The sequence below is a fragment of the Afipia sp. Root123D2 genome, from assembly GCF_001425835.1.
Taxonomy (GTDB): Bacteria; Pseudomonadota; Alphaproteobacteria; order Rhizobiales; family Xanthobacteraceae; genus Afipia.
In genome coordinates this window covers 643,927-661,730 of the sequence record NZ_LMDP01000001.1, presented here as the reverse complement: position 1 = coordinate 661,730, position 17,804 = coordinate 643,927, and the positions used below count along the sequence as shown (strand labels likewise).

The following is a 17,804-nucleotide window of genomic DNA, read 5'->3' as shown; positions in this document are numbered from 1 at the left end:
GTTATCCCGGCGCCAGTTCGTGAAGAACGCCGCCGAAATAGTCCATGAACGTGCCCATCATGGTCGCGATGATCACTGCGAGAATCATGAAGCCGCCGAGAATCGAAAGCGGCACGCCGACGAAATAGACCTGCATCTGCGGCATCAGCCGCGCCAGGATGCCGAGCCCGAGGTTGAACACCAGCCCGAACACGATGAACGGCGCCGCCAGCTGAATGCCGATCTTGAAAGCGGTGGTGAACGCGCGGGTGAACAATGAAGCGACGTCGCCGCTCGGCAGCAACTGGCCCGGCGCGAAAACATTATAGCTATCGTTCAGCGCCGCGATGACGAGATGGTGCATGTCGGTCGCGAACAGCAACGTCAGACCGAGGATGGTGAGAAAATTTCCGATCAGCGCGCCCTGCTGGCCTTGCGTGGGATCGATCGACGTCACGAAACCGAGGCCGAGTTGCTGGGCGATGACCGAGCCCGCGACCTGCAACGCCGACAGCGTGACCCGCGCGGTGGCGCCCAGCACGACGCCGATGATGATCTCGTGAACCATCATCACCATCAGCGGCGCCATGGAGTTCATGTCCACGGTATAGGCCGCGCGATGGAGCGGCAGCAGGATCATCGTCAGCATCAGCGCGATGCCGAGCCGGATACGGACGGGGATATTGACCTCGCCGAATCCGGGCAACAGCATCACCATCGCGCCGATGCGGGCGAACACCAGCATGAAGGACGCGGCGAGAGCCGGAAGAAGCGAGATGTCGATGCGCATGGGCGAGGCATAGTGTGGCTTATCCGGCGATGATTCGCGACGAGATCCGCATCATCTGACCGTGTAAGGCATCCGCCATGAACGGCAACGCCAGCAGCAGGGTGACGAAGATCGCGAGAATCTTCGGCACGAACACCAGCGTCTGCTCCTGAATCTGCGTCAGCGCCTGCACCAGCGAGATCGCGACGCCGACCACGAGGCCGACCAGCAGCAATGGCAGCGACACGATAACGATCGTCCAGATCGCATCGCGCGCAACGTCGAGAACCTCAGCACCTGTCATGTCATTCCCCTGCCCGTGGGCAATTCCCCAACCCGACCGAAATCAGATCGGCATCCTCATGATCTCTTCGTAGGACTGGATCACCCGGTCGCGCACCGACACCAGCGTCGAGACTGCAACGTCGGTTTCGGCGACGGCAGTGACAACATCCATCACGTTCGCCTTGCCCGACGCCATCGCGACGGTCTGGGCATCGGATTTCTTGCCGGCTTCAAGAACGCCGCCGACCGCGTCCTTCAGCATCGCGCTGAACGACGGTCCGGCGGTCTCGCCCGACTTGCCGAGGCCGCCCGCGCCCCCGGCGGACTCGAGGATGCGCGAGAGCGAGGCGTAAGCATTTGCGGCGACTGTAGGCGATGCCATGATTCAATCTCCCGATCAGGCCTTGAGGATATCAAGAGTGCGCTGGATCATCCGGCGCGTCGCACTGATGATGTTGAGGTTCGCTTCGTAGGACCGCTGCGCCTCGCGCATGTCGGTCATTTCGATCAGCGGATTGACGTTGGGATATTTGACGTTGCCCGCTGCATCCGCCGCCGGATTGCCGGGCTCGTGCTTGATCCGGAAACTCGACGTATCCGGCTTGATCCGCCCAAGGGTGACGACCTGCGCATCCAGCGAGCGGTCGAGTTCGGACGAGAAGGTCGGCACCTTGCGGCGATACGGATCGCCGCCGGCGGTCTTCGCGGTCGAGTCGGCGTTGGCGATATTTTCGGAGATCACCCGCATCCGGCCCGCCTGCGCCCGCAGACCGGAGGTCGCGATGCTCATCGACCGCAGAAAATCACCACCCTCGCTCATGACCCTGTCTCCTCAATCCTGATTGTCCGACGCGTCATCGCTTGCCGATCGCGGTCTTAATCAGACCGAGACTGCGGGTGTAGAGCGATGTCACCGCGGCGTAGTCCATCTGGTTGGCCGAGACCTTCAGCATTTCGTCCTCGAGGTTGACCGCGTTGCCCGCGGGCCGGGTCTCGTAGCCGCCGCGATTGTTCGATCCGAAATTGTTGCTGGTCCCCGCCGCCTGAATGTGCCCGGCGCTGGTGCGCGTCATCGCCAGCGAATGGGTCATCGCCGACGTGCTCATGGTGTCGGGATTGAACTTGGGCTCGACGAGATCGCGCGGCTTGAAGTTCGGCGTGTCCGAATTCGAGATGTTCTCGGCCAGCACCCGCTGACGCTCCTGATGCCATTGCATCTTGGTGCGGAGCATCGACAGCATCGGAAGATCGTTGATTGCCATATCGGCTCTCCACCCGCAAAGCCCCGGCACAGGGTCCGAGGTAGGCAGAATTTGCCGCCTGTATGGTTAACAGGGAGTTAAGAAAGCGGGCCGAGCCGGTCCGATGATCGTCACCTGAGCCAGTCCCAGCCTTCGGACGGGAGGAAACGGTAATCCTGTGGTGCAACGCCGCCTTCGGGGATCAGGCACAATTTCGCCACGATAAGCACATTAACCCTCCCGAACCGTCCGGACCCTCGGTGCCCACTTAACAAGAGATTTGGGCTGAGCCGATTCTGGGTTTATGAAGGCTGACGCGGCAGGTTTTTGCCGTGGAGAATTAACGGATGGCGCAAAACTTCCCGCTGTTTACGCCGCTTGTTGTATCTTACGCGCTCTGCTGCCCGCGAATCCGGGCCGGAATCGGCGCTGTTTGACGAGGATAACGTATGCAACCGCTCTGGTACTTCATCGCCTTCGTCATTGTGGTGGCGCTGATCGGAGCGACGGCCTGGCTGGTACGTCGATTCGCAGGTGGCAGCATTGGCGGAGGCGCAACGCGCGGCCGGATGCCCCGGCTCGCCGTGATCGACGCTGCGGCCGTTGATGGCCGCCGCCGCCTGGTTCTGGTCCGCCGCGACAATGTCGAGCATCTGCTGATTATCGGCGGCCCCACCGACGTCGTCGTCGAAACCAATATCGTCCGCGCGGGCGCGCCGCGCGATCAGGCTCCTTCGCGATCCCCCGCCGGCACCGAACTGCCGGCTCGCGTTTCGCCGCTGCCCGACGCCAACAACTGGGGCGCGGACAACGAAGCCGCCCGGGCCGATACATTCGATCTGCCGGAGCCGCCGATTGTCCCCGAGCGCCCTGCTGCCCGCGTGCCGCACACCGATGAACTTCGCCGTCCCGCAACTGCCGATCGGCGCAGCAGCAGCGAATTCGGCAGCTTCGTCCCCGAGCCGATCACCCGGCATGAACCCGTCCGGCCGGAGCCATCCGTTCGACCCGGAGCACCCCTCCGCGCCGAGCCGCGGCCTTCGTCGCGCACCGAGCCGGTGATTCCGCGGTCACCACCACGACCGCCGGAAATGCCCTCGCGTGGACCCGCGGCCTTGACGCGCTCGACACCACCGCGCCCACCCGAGCCACCGATGTCAGCGGCGGACCAGAACCTCGCCGAAATGGCCCAGCGGCTTGAAGCTGCGTTGCGCCGGCCCGCCGGCGGTGAACCCAAGGCGCCCACCGTCAGCCATGCCGACCGCATTGGCGCGCCGTCGGTGGCACCCGAACAGCCCGCCAGCCGCCCGATATCCGAAACCGATGCTCCCGTCGCGCCGACGCCGGCAGCAGCGCCGGAGCCAAACGCAAAATCCGGTTTCGAGAATCTCGAAGACGAGATGGCGAGTTTGCTCGGCCGCCCGAAAACCCCATCGTGAGGCCGGGACAACTTTCGCGTAGAGTTTTATTTCTTTCCATATTGATTGCTGCGGGATCGCTGGCCGATCCTGCTGTCGCGCAAGACATCAGCATCAATCTCGGACAAGGCAGCGGCGGCGTCACCGAGCGCGCGATTCAGTTGATCGCGCTGCTCACGGTGCTCTCGATCGCGCCGTCCATCCTGATCATGATGACGTCGTTCACGCGCATCGTGGTCGTGCTGTCGCTGCTGCGCACGGCGCTGGGCACCGCAACCGCGCCGCCCAACTCTGTCATCATTGCGCTGGCACTATTCCTGACGGCCTTCGTGATGGGGCCGGTGCTGCAGAAATCTTACGACGACGGCATCCATCCGCTGGTCGCCAATCAGATCAGCGTCGAGGAGGCGATGGAACGCGGCGCCATGCCGTTGCGCGGCTTCATGCAGAAGAACGTGCGCGAGAAAGACCTCAAGCTGTTCATGGATCTCGCGAAGGAGCCGCCGGTCGCCGGCCCCGACCAGATGCCGCTGCGGATTCTGGTGCCGGCCTTCATGATTTCGGAATTGCGGCGCGCGTTCGAGATCGGGTTTCTGCTGTTCCTGCCGTTCCTGGTGATCGACCTCGTCGTCGCGTCGGTCCTGATGTCGATGGGCATGATGATGCTGCCGCCGGTCGTGGTGTCGCTGCCGTTCAAGCTGATCTTTTTCGTGCTGGTCGATGGCTGGGCGCTGGTCGCGGGCAGCCTGGTGCAGAGTTACGGCGGTTAGCCGCGATCGACCTTAACGTTCGGCCTTCGCCTCGACCCTCGCCGGCTTCGAGCCAATGATCGCCGGCAGGGATCCTGTCGGATCGAGATCGGCCGAAATCCCCGGCGGCAGTTTGGCGCGTGCGACAGCGTCCGGGAAACGCGTCTTCATTTCGCGCAGGAAGCCATCGAGCGTGTCGATGGTCGCCGCCATCTTCGCGATCTTGGCGAAATCGGCGCTGTCCGCAGACGCCGGCTTGCTGGCGACAGCAAAGGCGGAGCGGTCCCCGGCGCTTTCCATCTTCGGCGCATACTTCTCGCGGAAGCGCGACAGACCGATGGCGTCCTCGGCCAGCGCATAGCCGATGGTTGCGCGAATGATGTCGCTCTTCTCCAACTCCGTCAGCGGCTGGAAGTTGCGCCAGCGGTCGCCATACAGAAGTTCGATCTGCTCGGCCGATTCACGCCAGCGCCGCGCGGCCCAGTAAATATCCGAGCGCAGGCGGATCGCTTCGCGGCCGGCCAGATTCGAGATGATATCCAGCGCCAGATCGCGGCGGCCGATGTCGCTTTGCGCGCGTGCCTCAAGAAGCAGCCGTTGCTGGCGCAACTCGCCGGCAAGATCGGCGATACGCGTGGTTCGCAGCGCGGCGATGGCGCGGTTCGGCTTGCGGTTCATCAGATAGATCGTGGCAAGACGCGCGGCGACCTGCGCACGTGCTGCGCCTTCGAGGCGATGATCGACCTGGTACTGCAGCAGTTCGCTCGCCTGATCGAGCAGATCGAAGGCGACCAGCCGGTCAGCGAGACGACGGATCATTTCGTCGCCGCGCCGCCCGATCGGGGCCAGATCGCGATACTCGTAAAACATCGCCAGCGCCTCGACCGGCGGGAGGCTGTCGCCCTTGGTCGTGAGATAGAGTTGCGAGAACAGCTCCGATGCGTCGTCCTGCATCGCTCGGGCAATTGCGGAATTCGGCTGCAACCTGGTCACGATATGGGAAGCCGCGAAGGCCTCGCTGTAGCGTTCCTTTTCGCCATAGATGCGCGCCAGCATCTGCAGCGTTCGCATTTCGGTATCGTCACCACGCCAGGTTACGGCAAGCGTTTCGAGATCGCGAAGCGCGTCGTCTTCGCTGATCTCGTTCCGCTTCTGGCGCAATGCGATTTCGTGCAACCTGGCCTTGGCGGCGACCGGCCGGTCCTCGGACGCGGCCGCGTCATGGAAATAAGTCAGCGCGTCCTTATCCTGACCCAATGCCTCGGCCAAACGCCCCCTCAACAGGGCCAGCGCGGCTTTCTGCTCCGGCATGACGCCGACGATCCCAAGTTCGTTGCTGCGCGCGGTCGCACCGGAATAATCCTTGACCTCAAGCAAGGCGCGCATCGAGTCCATCATGACGATGCGCTGCAGATCGATCGGCAGGCCAATGATGACCGACTCGACGTTCTTGAATTTTTCCCGCGCTTCCGCCCATTTGCCAAGGCGCGCATTCGCCAGCGCCCGCCACAGTTGCAAATCCAGACTGTTGCCCGCCGCCGGACTATCCAGATCCTTCAGCCCCTGCGCCGGGCGTCCCGAAAGCGTATCCGCCACCGAACGCGCGATCAGCGCGGCTTCACCCTCGCTGGTCTTGGACTCCGCCCGCGCAAGGTCGAGAACGCCTCTCGCCTCCGGATAGAAGCCGCGGGCGATATAAAAGCGTGCAAGGGCAAGATGCGCCAGAACCTGATCGTCGCCGGTCGTGGTGGCGGCGGCTCGCATCAACTCATCAAGCCGCTGATTGAAGTTGCTCTTCTGGTTGTCCTGCCATTCCCTGACATCGAAAGCGGACCCGACCACAACGGCGGCACGCTCCGGCGCCGAATTTGATGCCGACAGCGTGAGGCCGCCGGGACGGTTGAGCACAATGCCGGCCGTCGACAGCGTTGCCGTGATGTCATCGGAATTCGGCTTGACCACGACGCCATGAATCGATTCCAGCAGAGTGAACTCGACGAAATTCTGGCGCCGCGCGAAGCCGCGAGCCGGTAACGTTGCCGGAACAACGATCAGCATGTCACCTGCACCTGGATCGGTGAAGCGGAGGACCGGCCCCGGCTTGTCCAAAGCGATGCTGACGTTTTCGCGCCCTGGATCCGCGATGTTGCGCAAGGCGACCAGCGGCTGCGGCGACGCTTGTGCCTTGTCGGACAGCGTCAGCACCGGCGCGTCCGCGTCTCCCGTCAGCGAAGCAAGCTGCGGCCGGTTCAGCCTGATCCGGATCGCCCGCCCCTGCGGTATGTCTGTCGTTGTTGCATCCGCCAGCAACGAGCCGCCCTCACGGCGAGCGGCATCGAGATCGAATTTCTTTTCGGTGGCGAAAACAATCCAGACCGCGTCGGCGCGGCGAAACAGCGCCAAAGGCGTCGGCGTTCCAATCGGAAACGTCAGACGAAGCTCATCGCTGGTGCGCTTCGCGTCCACCGCGACGACATCGCCGGACGGTTTTACGGGCGCTGCAGCGGCCGAGGGTAGCGGCGTGGCCGTTTTCACCGCTGGAGGCTCTATCGCCGCGACCGGCGGCACCGGTGGCGAATGCTTTGCTATATCGCCGCCCGATGGCGTCGGGGTTGTTTGAAGACGGGTCTCAACTTTCGCGACCTGAGACTTCGCATCGGCGCCGGTGCGCGGCCCGATCTCGATCCTCGCTTCCTTTGCAATGCTCTCCGAAGTCGGCGGCGCAACCAACGGAGAGTCGGCCACGTTTTTCGGAGCAACCGGCGCAGCCTGCGTGACCGGCAGCCTGATCGAGGATTTTTGTGCCTGATCGAAGCCGATATCGACAATGTAGTTCCGATCGTCGCGGAACGCGTGAACGTCCACTTCGCCGATCAGCGAGATATCCACCGTCGCACTGTCGCCCGCGACCTTCTGATCAATCGACTTGATGTTGCTGGGCGCGGAAATCTTGGCGTCGGCGAGATCGAATGTCAGGGCCGAGGAGAACGACAGCGAGAACTTCTCCGCGCTCAACGAGGACGACACCGCGATGCCGTCCGGCAATTCGAAAACAAAGCGAACAAAGGTCGGTTGCACGGAGGTTCGCACACGGACCGGCGGCTTCTTCTTCGCCTCGTCCGCCGCACGCTGCAGCCGCAGCGCGCGCTCGGCCGCAAGCGCCCGCTCCGACAGTTCGCGAACCACTTCAGCCGGAAGCGGCGGGGGCAATCCGACCCAGCTGTCCGGCAACAGATCCACGAACACGCGCTCACCGGCGGTCATGACATTGACGCGGACCTTTTGCGCGAGCGCGAAACGGACGGCCGTGCCGTCGGGATCGCGACGCGTCGACCCGATGTAGGATGGAACGGCATCGGCGAGCTGGTCGACCGGCAGATCGACCGGCTTGTTGAAACGCACGACCAGAATTGCACCCGCGACCACGACCTCGGTCGCAACCTCCTGATCGAACTTGAGCAGCAGCCGGGCATAGCCGTTCGCGGCCGACAGCGTCGCCTCGCCCTTGACCGGTTCACTCCTGGCCGGTTCAGCCCGCGACGGCGTGGCCCATGCGACAGCCAGTCCCGTCAGCGCCACGCACGCCAATCGACCGGCATACTGGCGCACGGCGCGCGCAAAGCTACGCACCCGCGGCCCATATTCGCCGGCAGCCCTGGAATGAGAAGCGGCCGTGCAGGCCATCGTGACTGTCTCTCGGCTTAAGGTTTCGATCGGCCCGTTGCCGCTTGCGTGTGTGAATTCAAATCTAGATTTTGCCGTTTAACGACCTGTTAATCATGCAACTCAATGGGTGCCGACAGGCTGCGGCCGGCCCTCGATCTTCGGCAGATCGGAGGCCGACGACATCATCTTGTCGCCGCTGGCCCGGCGCGCGAGTTCGACCGTCAGCCGTTCGGCGGCCTCCGGCTTCATCTGCCCGAGAATGTCGGCCATCTTGCGCGGGGCGATCTGCGAGGCGATCTCGAACAACACCGGCAGTTCAAGACGATCGAACACCCGTGCCGCGTCCTTCGGCTTCATTCCCTCGTACATCGTGATGATGCCCTTGAAGCGCGCGGTTTCGGCTTCCTTCTTCTGCTCGGTGGCTGCGGTGATGCGAGACTCGATTGCCTTCAGTTCCTCGGTCTTGCCCTCGATCCGCTTCTCGGCCGACTTGATAAGACTCTCGCGAATGTCGATCTCGCGCGCCCGCGCTTCGATTTCCTGACGCCGCGACTGGAGCCGCTCAAGAACAGCGCGCTCCGATGCCGTCACCGGGCGGGTGGGATCGGGATAGATCACCTGGCCTTCCGATTGCGGCGGGTCCGGCTCGGCTGCCGGCTTGGTTGCGGGCTCTTCCTTCTTTGCGCTGACAGAGCCGGTGACATCCGACATATCGACCGCCGGACGCCCCGTCGGGAAGCCCAGGTTCTCCTGCGCCCACGACATCTTGGGCGGCGGCGACTTGTCATTGAGAATATACCCGCCATCCAGAAGCAAACCGGCAACCTTGAGCACGACCAGGCACGAGATCGCGATCAGCACCGTCGGAATGATCCGGAATTCGCGGATAAGATTCATGCCGCAATGCCAGCCCGTCTACGCTCGGAGAAAGCCTGCGCGGCGGCGACGAGCGCCCTCGCATCCGGAGCCCTGGCCGCGGGCATCGATTCAACCTCAGCCGGACGCGCCGCCATTGCGATCTGCGACAGGCGCTTGAGAATCTCATCGCCAATCAGAATCTGCCGTCCGAGCTTTTCAGTGAGCGCGGTCGCCGTCGACAGTTGCTCGCCGAGATTCGCGTCGCACTCGCGCACCGTAATTTTAAGTCCGCCGATCGCACGCTCGGCGATTTCGGTTGCGGTGATTAACTCCGAGATCGTCGCTTTCAGCGAATGCTCGTCCGCTTTCAGCGCCTTGAGACGGCGGTTCAGGATCATGCAGTACCAGATCGTGAACAGCAGCAGCACCGCCACCATGCTCTCGATCATGAATCCGAATGAATGACTCATTGTTGCGCCTCCATCAGTTTGGTCTGCTCGTCGGCCTTCTCGAACATCGCGTAGGTCGTATGCGGCTTGCGCAACGGCTTGGACACGCGAATGGCGACCTTGTCTCCGACCCGGCCCATCCGCCCTTCGCTGAGGGTGACGTCGCCACAACGCACTGATATCAGCGCGTCAGGGCGAATGCCGAGCGGCAGCGTGTCGCCGACCTTCAGGCTCATCAGTTGCTTGAGCGGGATCTTGGCTTCGTACAGCACCGCATCGACGGCCATCGACGCCTTTGAAATCTCGGTCGCGAGATGACCTTCCCAGATCGGGTCGCGGCCGAATTTTTCACCCATGAACATCTGCAACAGCACGTTGCGGATCGGTTCGATGGTGGCGTAAGGCAGCAGCAGTTCGACGTTGCCGCCGCGATCTTCCATGTCGATGCGCAGACGCACCAGAATGGCGGCGTTGGCCGGGCGGCTGATCGCGGCAAAGCGCGGATTGGTCTCAAGACGGTCGATCGTGAACGTCACCGGCGACAGCGGCCGGAAGGCCTGCTCGGCATCCGCCAGCACCACTTCGACGAGGCGCTTGACCAGATTGGTCTCGATGGTGGTGTAGGGCCGGCCCTCGATGCGCAGCGACGTGACGCCGCGCCGGCCGCCGAGCAGCACGTCGATCATCGAATAGATCAGGCTGGAATCGACGGTGAACAGCCCGAAATTCTCCCACTCCTCGGCCTTGAAAACGGTCAGGACGCAGGGCAGCGGGATCGAGTTGAGATAGTCGGCGAACCGCACCGAGGTGATGCGGTCAAGTGAGACTTCGACGTTGTCGGAGGTGAAATTGCGCAGGCTCGTCGTCATCAACCGCACCAGACGGTCGAACACGATTTCGAGCATCGGCAGACGCTCATAGGACACCATCGCGGAATCGATGATCGCCCGGATACCTGAATTATCCTCGAGATTGACTTCGCCGTCGCTGAAACCGAGCAGATTGTCGATTTCCTCCTGCGACAGCACGCGTTCGCCGCTGGCCTTGGCCGAGCCGAGGCCGCGACTGCCGTCGTCGACCATCGCGGCCCATTGCTCCGCCATGGTTTCGGTGAGTTCGTTGGCCGCGGCTTCAGCAGCAGCGGCCTCCGGATCCTCCGAATCGAGCGCGCCTTCCCATTGGGCGGCTAACGCATCCTGATCGACATCATCGCCGGGTGTCATGTCTTCAATTCCGTTCCGTCACTGGACGATGATTTCCTTGAACAGCACGGCGTTCACCTGGCTCGGCGAGATCGCCGCGTTGACGCGCCGCGTCAGTTCTTCCTTCAACCGGAACAGACCGACCGAGCCATTGAGATCGCTCGGCCGTAATTCGCGCAGATAGGTCTGAAACAGATCGGTGACGCGCGGGATCGTCGGCTTGATCGTCTCGACCAGCGGCTGATCCTTGACCTCGAGCGTCACCTTCACCTTGAGATACTGGATGCGCTCGCCCGGCAGATTGGCGAGGTTGACGAGAATGTCCGGCACATCGAGGAAAACCGGCGGCTTGGGCGGCGCGGCTTCGGCGTGTTTCTCACCGTGACCGCGCAGAAAGAAGAACCAGCCTCCGCCGCCAAGTGCGCCAAACAGCACCACCGCGGCCGCAGCCATAATAATGAGCTTGCGCTTGGTCTTCGGAGAAGCGGCATCGGCTGCTGCCGCGCCCTCCTCGGTTTGATCGTCGTCTGCCATCGCCCTGCCCGCACATTGTCGGATTGGCTCGATGCTGCCGAACTGGCTTGAAATACGCGATACGAAGGCCCGCCGGCGCCCAAGCGCCCCTCGTTTGGACGCTAGGTCGCAATGGTTAACGGAATCTTTCTTTTTGTCCCGAACTGGGAAAATTTTGCCGGGGCAACATGGTCAACAAGATCTTATTGCCGCCCTGCGGCGATAGCCGAAACCATCTAATACATTGAAAATATGATATTTTCCTTGTTGGCACGCTCCTCGCATTAACCATACCGAACCGCCCGGCTTGGGAGAGCCAAACGGTTCGCACGAGCCCCGGCGGTCTTGGGAGAGGCAGCCGCGGTTCTTCAGGGGAGAACTGCCGATGGAGAATACTCTTCTCGTCGCGCTATCGCGCCAGATGTCGCTTGAGCGGCAAATCGACGTCATCGCCAACAATGTGGCGAACGTAAACACGGCCGGCTTCAAGGCCGACAAGTCGCTGTTCGAGGAATTCCTCCGGACCGGCGCCCATGAAGATAATTTCCAGACCGCCGACCGGCGCGTCAGTTTCGTTCAGGACCGTGCGACGTTCCACGACTTCGCACAGGGCGCCATCGACCAGACCCGCAATCCGCTCGACGTCGCGATCAACGGCAACGGCTTCCTCGCCGTGCAGACGACCGGCGGTGAACGCTACACCCGCGACGGCGCGCTGCAGATCAACTCGCAGGGCCAGTTGGTCACGACCGGCGGCGACATCGTGCTCGGCACCAACGGGCCAATCGCCTTCCAGCCGACCGATCGTAACATCGTCATCTCGAACGACGGCACCATCACCGTGCAGGAAGGCACCATCACCCAGGCCGACTCGATCCGCGGCCGGTTGAAGATCGTGAAGTTCGACAGCCCGCAGCGGCTCGTCAAGGAAGGCGCCAATCTGTATTCGGCGCCGGCCGGCGTTCTTGCCCAGGCCGACCTGTCGTCGCGGGTCAATCAGGGCTTCATCGAAAAATCCAACGTCAGCGCGGTCACCGAAATGAGCCGCATGATGCAGGTGATGCGCACCTATCAACAGGTCGCATCGCTGATGCAGCAGCAGAGCGATCTGCGCAAAACCGCCATTCAAACGCTTGCCGACGTTCCGGCCTGAGGAGATTGACCGATGCGCGCACTCTACACAGCAGCGACGGGCATGGCCGCCCAGGAACTCAACGTTCAGGTCATCTCGAACAACATCGCGAACATGCGCACGACCGGCTACAAGAAGCAGCGCGCGCAGTTCCAGGATCTGATCTACGAACACGTTCAGCGTGTCGGCGCGCAGGCGTCGGATCAGGGCACCATCCTGCCGGTCGGCATTGACATCGGCGGCGGCGTCAAGACCGCCGGCACGCCGCGCCAGATGACCCAGGGCACGCTGCTGCCCACCGGAAACGACCTCGATGTCGCGATCCGCGGCGAGGGTTTCTTCAAGATCCAGATGACCGACGGCACCTACACCTACACACGCGACGGTTCGTTCACGACCGACGGGACCGGCCGCATCGTGACACCACAGGGCAATCTGGTGCAGCCGACAATCACGATCCCGCAGAACGCATCCGGCCTGACCATCAATGCACAGGGCCAAGTCTCGGTGATGCTGCCGGGAACGACGACGCCGACAGTGGTCGGACAGATCGGCATGACCCGTTTCATCAACAAGGCCGGCCTGCAGCCGATCGGCGACAACCTGTTCACCGATACGCCGGCCTCCGGTCCGCCGCAGGACGGCCTCGCCAACAATGACGGCTTCGGCGACATGCAGCAACGCAACCTCGAACAGGCGAACGTTGAGGTGGTGTCGGAAATCTCCGACCTGATCGCCGCGCAGCGGGCCTACGAGATGAACGCCAAGGTCATCAGCGCCGCCGACCAGATGCTGCAATCGACCACGGGCATGTTCCGCTGACGCGCAACCGGACAATGAGACCAACCATGACCATCCGCCCCCTCCTCGTCGCCCTCACCCTCCTCGCCGCCGGCGTCGCGCCCGCGCTGGCGCAACAGGATCGTGACGCGGCAACGACCCCGGTGCTGCGCGCCAATGTCACCGTCAGCAGCGATGTCGTGCGCATCGGCGACGTCATCGACAACGCCGGGACGGCGGCGCAAATCGCGATCTATCGCGCGCCCGACCTCGGCACCACCGGAATGGTTCCGGCCGCACAGATCGTCGACATCCTGCGGTCGCATCAGATCATTGGCGTCGACACCCACGACCTCCGTGAAATCAGCGTGACGCGCCTGTCGCGCGTACTGTCGAGCAAGGATGTCGAGAGCCAGGTCGCCCACGCGCTCGAGGGGCGCAATGGTCTCGGCGAAGCTGCCGATCTCTCGATCACCTTCGATCGTAACTTCGGCGATCTGCAGCTCGACGCGTCGAACAGCGGCGACCTGAAGCCGGCGATGGTCCGGTTCGACCGCCGCAACGGCCGCTTCGATGTGACATTCGAAATCGCCAACGACGCAGCTTCGGTGCCGACCCGGCTGCGCTTCACCGGCGTCGCGGTGGACACCGTGGAAGCGATGGTGCTGACGCGAAGCGTGGACCGAAATGAAATTCTCAAGGCATCCGATGTCGTCGTCGAGCGGCGTCCGAAGTCCGAAGTCGGAAGCGCCCCCGCAACCCGCGATCAGACCATCGGCATGCAGGCACGCCGCCCACTGCGCGTCGGGCTGGCCTTGAAGGCGACCGACCTCACCAAGGCCGATCTGGTAACGCGCGATCAGAACATCACGCTGGTCTATCAGGTACCCGGAATTTACGTGACCGGCCGCGGCAAGGCCCTCGAAGCCGGCACCGAAGGCGACACCATCAGCGTGACCAGCCTGCAATCCAAGCGCGTCGTGCAGGGCAAGGTCATCGGCCCCGGTCAGGTTGCGATCATCGTTGCAACGCCACCACGCCAGACCGCCGCTATCGCCTCGAACGAAACGACATCCTCCGTCAGCGTCGCTGAAGCCAGCAAAGTCGAGTAACGCCCATGTATCAGGCCAGTATCATCAATCGCGCACTTCTCATCGGCAGCTTGCTGGCCATCGGCGGCCTTGGCGGCGGATGCTCGGCGATCGATCGTCTCGCGGCGATCGGCGAACAGCCGAAGCTGTCGGCGATCGACAATCCGACGACACAGGCGGGCTACAAGCCGGTCTCGATGCCGATGCCCGCACCGCAAGCCGCATCGTATAATCCGAACTCGTTGTGGCGGAACGGCTCGCGCGCCTTCTTCAAGGATCAGCGCGCCCACCAGATCGGCGACATTCTCACCGTCACCGTCAACTTCACCGACAAGGCCGCCATCGCCAACGAGACACAGCGCAGCCGGACCAGCACCGAGGATTCCGGCATCACCAATTTCTTCGGAATCACGAAGGTGCCGCTGACGAACGCGCCCGTTCCCGGACGGCTGATGACGACCGATTCAACCGCCAGTACCGACGGCAAGGGCTCGGTCAACCGTCAGGAAGCATTGCAGACCAGCGTCGCGGCGGTCGTCACGCAGCTTCTGCCGAACGGAAACCTCGTGGTCGAAGGCAGGCAGGAAATCCGGGTCAACTTCGAAGTCCGCGAACTGATCGTTGCCGGCATCGTGCGGCCGGAAGACATCCAGAGCGACAACACCATCGACTCCAGCAAGATCGCACAGGCCCGCATCGCCTACGGCGGACGCGGCCAGATCACCGATGTGCAACAGCCGCGTTACGGCCAACAGGTGATGGACGTGCTGCTGCCCTTCTGATCGTAGCGGCGCTCTCCCGCGCCGCCTCCCCGAGCTCCCACGCCGATCCGCGAACCTAGGCGCGGCAAGGCGTTACGACGCGGCCTTCGTCAGCTCCCCTGACGGAGGCCGCAGTTGGTTTTTATAGCTTGCACTGCATGCTGCTCGATCGCTTGGGACAGTGCAATGGAATCGACTTCAGCCATACAATGAGCATCCGCCGGCCCCGCCTTGACCACTCTCGCTTCAACCCTCATCATCTGTTCGCTAAACGCTAGTGCTGTTAGAGGCCGCGAATTAATGAGTGCTAGGACCATCGTGGACTCACGGTAAGGATAGTGACGAGTGGGCTGGAGTCGATGGACGGGACTGACTATCGCTCTCGCGTTCCTTGCTGGAAGCACATGGGCTTTGGTTCGTAACCCGTTCAGCACCCCCGAAGCCGCACTTGCAGCCTTTTATACGGGCGCACCCGGTTTTGAATGCATGCAAGACGCTCCCCTCCGCCAAGCGGGGAGAATGGTAGTGCCGCTGGTCATCGCAGAGCTACCAAAGCGTTCGATGCCCCGACGCCGCTACGCTATCGGGTTTCTTGGCGACGGAGGTTACAGAGAGGCTCTTCCTGCGCTTGAAGTGATCGCAAAGGACAGGACGGAATTGGATTACTTTAGAGGCGATGCTCTTCTGGCAATCTCTCAGATCGATCTTCACCTTGCGCAAAGGCTGGCCGGCGAATTTGCAGACGCTACTGGGCACCTCGGCCCCGTTGTGCAGGTCGTCTTACAAGGCGGTTCGGCCTTGAAGGCGCGCAACGATCACTCGTGCAAGTGGTGACGTTAAGGCACTAACAGCGAACGGCTTCGTTCACGGTACTACAACTAACCTTGTCGATAGGAAGCATGGCTAAGCGGCGCGACACGATGAACGACCCTCGCGACGCATAGTCATTTGGTTAGGCTGTTAGCCCAGCCGTTCCGCCGCCATCCGGCCGATCGCCGTGAAAACGGTTTTCACCTGCGCGGCCGTGGGCGAACCGCCTCTCGTATAAGCGCAGATCACGATCGGCGCATCGGGCTTCGGCCACGCCACCGCGATGTCGCCAAACCCGTCCTTGCCGTTGTTGCCGGTCTTGTCGCCGATCTTCCAGTCCTTGGGCAGGCCAGCGCGCAGCCGGTCGGCTCCGGTCTTGCAGTTCACCATCCAGCCGGTCAGTCGCTCGCGCGAGCCCGCTGACAGCGCCGAACCCGACACAAGGCGGTGAAGACTGCCGGCCATCGCGACGGGTGTGGTGGTGTCGTCCAGACCGCCCGGCGGCGTACGGTTGAGTTCGGGTTCATAATGCTCGAGACGCGAAACGGTATCGCCAAGCGAGCGCCAGAATTCTGTCAGCTTCGCGGGTCCGCCGACATGGGCAAGCAACAGATTGGCGCAGGTGTTGTCGCTGAGTTCGACCACAGCCTGGCACATGTCCTCCATCGACATCGCGCCTTTGGCGAGGTTCTGCTTGGCCACCGGCGCGTAGGGCTGAATATCCTTCGGCCCGTATGAAATCATATGGTCGAGCCGATCTTCGCCATGATCGACACGCGCGAGTACGAAAGCTGCGAGCGAGGCCTTGAACGTGCTGCACATGACGAAGCGCTCGTCGGCACGCCAGCCGAGTTTCGCGCCGGAGGCGAGATTCTCGGCATGGAAGCCGATCCGCCCGCCGCTCTCGCGCTCATAGGTCTGAAGAGCAGGCGGCGCCTCTTCGGCAAACGCGGGCCATATTGCAAGGCCAGGCACGGCAGCGAGCAGAGTACGTCGATTGATGATCATGGGAATTCCTGAAGCTGGACAGTCATCCAGCTTCAGCAATCTTTCGCGCCAGGACTAAGGCAGCCCGGCTATTCGTCGCGATAAACCTTCTCGCGCTTCTCGTGGCGCTCTTGCGCCTCTACCGACAGCGTCGCGATCGGACGGGCTTCCAGCCGCTTCAGCGAAATCGGCTCGCCGGTCTCTTCGCAATAGCCGTAGGTATTATCTTCGATGCGCTGGATCGCAGCGTCGATCTTGGAGATCAGCTTTCGCTGCCGATCCCGCGCGCGCAGTTCGATGGCGCGATCCGTTTCCGAAGACGCCCGGTCCGCTAGGTCCGGGTGATTGACGTTTTCTTCCTGAAGCTGCTGGAGCGTCGTCTTCGCTTCACGAAGAATCTCCTCCTTCCAGGCGAGCAGCTTGGCGCGGAAATACTCGCGCTGCCGCTCGTTCATAAAGGGCTCCTTCTCAGAAGGCTTGTAGCTCTTTACTTTTTCCAACACCGATCTCTCGTCCGTGCAATTGGCCGGAACACAGGTCCGGCGCGGAGGCGCTTTATATAGCGGCACTCTGTGACAAACAATATCGGGAAACAGGGTTCGTGCAGCGCGCAGGATATCGTGTTTGGGCGGTTTAACCGCCGTTTTCCCCAAAAACGGCCAAGGGAACCATGCCGGGCCGTTTATTAGCAGCCTTTATTGACCAGCCTTGGCGAGTTCTACTTCGACTCGCAGTTCGATCTCGGCCAGCACCTGATCCAGTCCGGGATCGCCCGAGGTCGATTTCAGGTCGGCCGCCGCCGTCCTGAGGCGGGTAACGGTCGACGAATCGAGGGAACCGGCCAGCAAGCCGATCTTGAGGTCGTCCAGCACATCGAGCGCCGTTCTGCCCCGGGTCACCGATCGCTTGCGGCGCTCTGTCGGATCCTCCACCCCCTGCATCGCAAGCAGGGCATCGATTCCACCTGCAGCTCGCGGGGCAGTCGCCGCCCGGCTTTCCGTGGCGGTGGCAATTTCGCCAAGCGAAAATGTAGTGGAACTGGACCGCCTGGTATTTGCGGACGGCGATCCCGCAATCACGCCGTTGGGTCCGTAGATGCGCATCGTCATCGCTC

At 62.6% G+C, this 17,804-nt stretch carries 20 protein-coding genes; 7 read left to right on the top strand and 13 right to left on the bottom strand.

The window, feature by feature from the left end; translation table 11 throughout:
• Position 1: 1 nt before the first annotated feature.
• Genes fliR through flgB form a run of 5 tightly spaced genes read right to left on the bottom strand, consistent with a single transcriptional unit; the run spans position 2 to position 2,295 of the window.
• Positions 2-769 carry a flagellar biosynthetic protein FliR gene (gene fliR / locus ASC80_RS03055; protein ID WP_056292745.1) on the bottom strand — a complete coding sequence of 256 codons (768 nt, stop codon included), beginning with the start codon at positions 767-769 and terminating at the stop codon, positions 2-4.
• Positions 770-788: 19 nt separating this feature from the next.
• Positions 789-1,052: a flagellar biosynthesis protein FliQ gene (fliQ, locus tag ASC80_RS03050; RefSeq protein WP_056292743.1), complete on the bottom strand. Its 264-nt coding sequence runs from the start codon at positions 1,050-1,052 to the stop codon at positions 789-791.
• Positions 1,053-1,094: 42 nt separating this feature from the next.
• Positions 1,095-1,415 (bottom strand): flagellar hook-basal body complex protein FliE, encoded by a 321-nt coding sequence (fliE, locus tag ASC80_RS03045; protein ID WP_056292742.1) that lies wholly within the window; start codon positions 1,413-1,415, stop codon positions 1,095-1,097.
• A gap of 15 nt (positions 1,416-1,430) precedes the next feature.
• The gene (gene flgC, locus ASC80_RS03040) at positions 1,431-1,853 is read right to left on the bottom strand and encodes a flagellar basal body rod protein FlgC (RefSeq protein WP_056292740.1); all 423 of its coding nucleotides are present in this window, start codon (positions 1,851-1,853) and stop codon (positions 1,431-1,433) included.
• 34 nt (positions 1,854-1,887) lie between these two features.
• Positions 1,888-2,295: a flagellar basal body rod protein FlgB gene (gene flgB / locus ASC80_RS03035; protein WP_056292738.1), complete on the bottom strand. Its 408-nt coding sequence runs from the start codon at positions 2,293-2,295 to the stop codon at positions 1,888-1,890.
• A gap of 428 nt (positions 2,296-2,723) precedes the next feature.
• On the opposite strand from flgB, the gene ASC80_RS03030 reads away from it, so the two are divergent.
• Together ASC80_RS03030 and fliP are read left to right on the top strand one after the other, a co-directional pair.
• Positions 2,724-3,713 carry a flagellar biosynthetic protein FliO gene (locus ASC80_RS03030; protein ID WP_056292736.1) on the top strand — a complete coding sequence of 330 codons (990 nt, stop codon included), beginning with the start codon at positions 2,724-2,726 and terminating at the stop codon, positions 3,711-3,713.
• Positions 3,710-4,462, top strand: a complete 753-nt coding sequence (fliP, locus tag ASC80_RS03025) for a flagellar type III secretion system pore protein FliP (RefSeq protein ID WP_056292735.1) — start codon at positions 3,710-3,712, stop codon at positions 4,460-4,462. Before ASC80_RS03030 ends, fliP begins: the two co-directional genes overlap by 4 nt.
• Before the next feature lie 12 nt (positions 4,463-4,474).
• On the opposite strand, the gene ASC80_RS03020 is transcribed toward fliP, so the two are convergent.
• The 5 genes from ASC80_RS03020 to fliL form a co-directional block, all read right to left on the bottom strand.
• On the bottom strand, positions 4,475-8,125 hold the full coding sequence (locus tag ASC80_RS03020; RefSeq protein ID WP_056292733.1) for a tetratricopeptide repeat protein: 3,651 nt from the start codon (positions 8,123-8,125) through the stop codon (positions 4,475-4,477).
• Positions 8,126-8,227: 102 nt separating this feature from the next.
• Entirely contained in the window at positions 8,228-9,004 is a 777-nt protein-coding gene (locus ASC80_RS03015; protein WP_056292732.1) for a MotE family protein, read from the bottom strand.
• Positions 9,001-9,435, bottom strand: coding sequence for a DUF6468 domain-containing protein (locus ASC80_RS03010; protein ID WP_056292730.1), 435 nt, complete (start codon positions 9,433-9,435; stop codon positions 9,001-9,003). Before ASC80_RS03010 ends, ASC80_RS03015 begins: the two co-directional genes overlap by 4 nt.
• The gene (gene fliM, locus ASC80_RS03005; protein WP_056292728.1) at positions 9,432-10,637 is read right to left on the bottom strand and encodes a flagellar motor switch protein FliM; all 1,206 of its coding nucleotides are present in this window, start codon (positions 10,635-10,637) and stop codon (positions 9,432-9,434) included. Before fliM ends, ASC80_RS03010 begins: the two co-directional genes overlap by 4 nt.
• A gap of 18 nt (positions 10,638-10,655) precedes the next feature.
• Positions 10,656-11,150 (bottom strand): flagellar basal body-associated protein FliL, encoded by a 495-nt coding sequence (fliL, locus tag ASC80_RS03000; protein WP_056292726.1) that lies wholly within the window; start codon positions 11,148-11,150, stop codon positions 10,656-10,658.
• A 364-nt stretch (positions 11,151-11,514) separates the two neighbouring features.
• Here fliL and flgF point away from each other — a divergent pair, with 364 nt between their 5' ends.
• From flgF to ASC80_RS02970, 5 genes are all read left to right on the top strand, one after another.
• Positions 11,515-12,282 (top strand): flagellar basal-body rod protein FlgF, encoded by a 768-nt coding sequence (gene flgF, locus ASC80_RS02995; protein ID WP_056292724.1) that lies wholly within the window; start codon positions 11,515-11,517, stop codon positions 12,280-12,282.
• Between the two features lie 12 nt (positions 12,283-12,294).
• The gene (gene flgG / locus ASC80_RS02990) at positions 12,295-13,083 is read left to right on the top strand and encodes a flagellar basal-body rod protein FlgG (RefSeq protein ID WP_056292722.1); all 789 of its coding nucleotides are present in this window, start codon (positions 12,295-12,297) and stop codon (positions 13,081-13,083) included.
• 26 nt (positions 13,084-13,109) lie between these two features.
• Positions 13,110-14,153, top strand: a complete 1,044-nt coding sequence (gene flgA / locus ASC80_RS02985; RefSeq protein WP_244487172.1) for a flagellar basal body P-ring formation chaperone FlgA — start codon at positions 13,110-13,112, stop codon at positions 14,151-14,153.
• A 5-nt stretch (positions 14,154-14,158) separates the two neighbouring features.
• Positions 14,159-14,914, top strand: a complete 756-nt coding sequence (gene flgH, locus ASC80_RS02980; protein WP_056292718.1) for a flagellar basal body L-ring protein FlgH — start codon at positions 14,159-14,161, stop codon at positions 14,912-14,914.
• 504 nt (positions 14,915-15,418) lie between these two features.
• Positions 15,419-15,727, top strand: a complete 309-nt coding sequence (locus tag ASC80_RS02970; RefSeq protein ID WP_156464240.1) for a hypothetical protein — start codon at positions 15,419-15,421, stop codon at positions 15,725-15,727.
• 126 nt (positions 15,728-15,853) lie between these two features.
• Here ASC80_RS02970 and bla read toward each other — a convergent pair whose 3' ends face one another.
• From bla to ASC80_RS02955, 3 genes are all read right to left on the bottom strand, one after another.
• Positions 15,854-16,711: a class A beta-lactamase gene (gene bla, locus ASC80_RS02965; protein WP_056292711.1), complete on the bottom strand. Its 858-nt coding sequence runs from the start codon at positions 16,709-16,711 to the stop codon at positions 15,854-15,856.
• A 68-nt stretch (positions 16,712-16,779) separates the two neighbouring features.
• Positions 16,780-17,145: an RNA polymerase-binding protein DksA gene (gene dksA, locus ASC80_RS02960; RefSeq protein WP_002715155.1), complete on the bottom strand. Its 366-nt coding sequence runs from the start codon at positions 17,143-17,145 to the stop codon at positions 16,780-16,782.
• Positions 17,146-17,385: 240 nt separating this feature from the next.
• On the bottom strand, positions 17,386-17,793 hold the full coding sequence (locus tag ASC80_RS02955) for a flagellar assembly protein FliX (protein WP_056295488.1): 408 nt from the start codon (positions 17,791-17,793) through the stop codon (positions 17,386-17,388).
• Positions 17,794-17,804 lie beyond the last annotated feature (11 nt).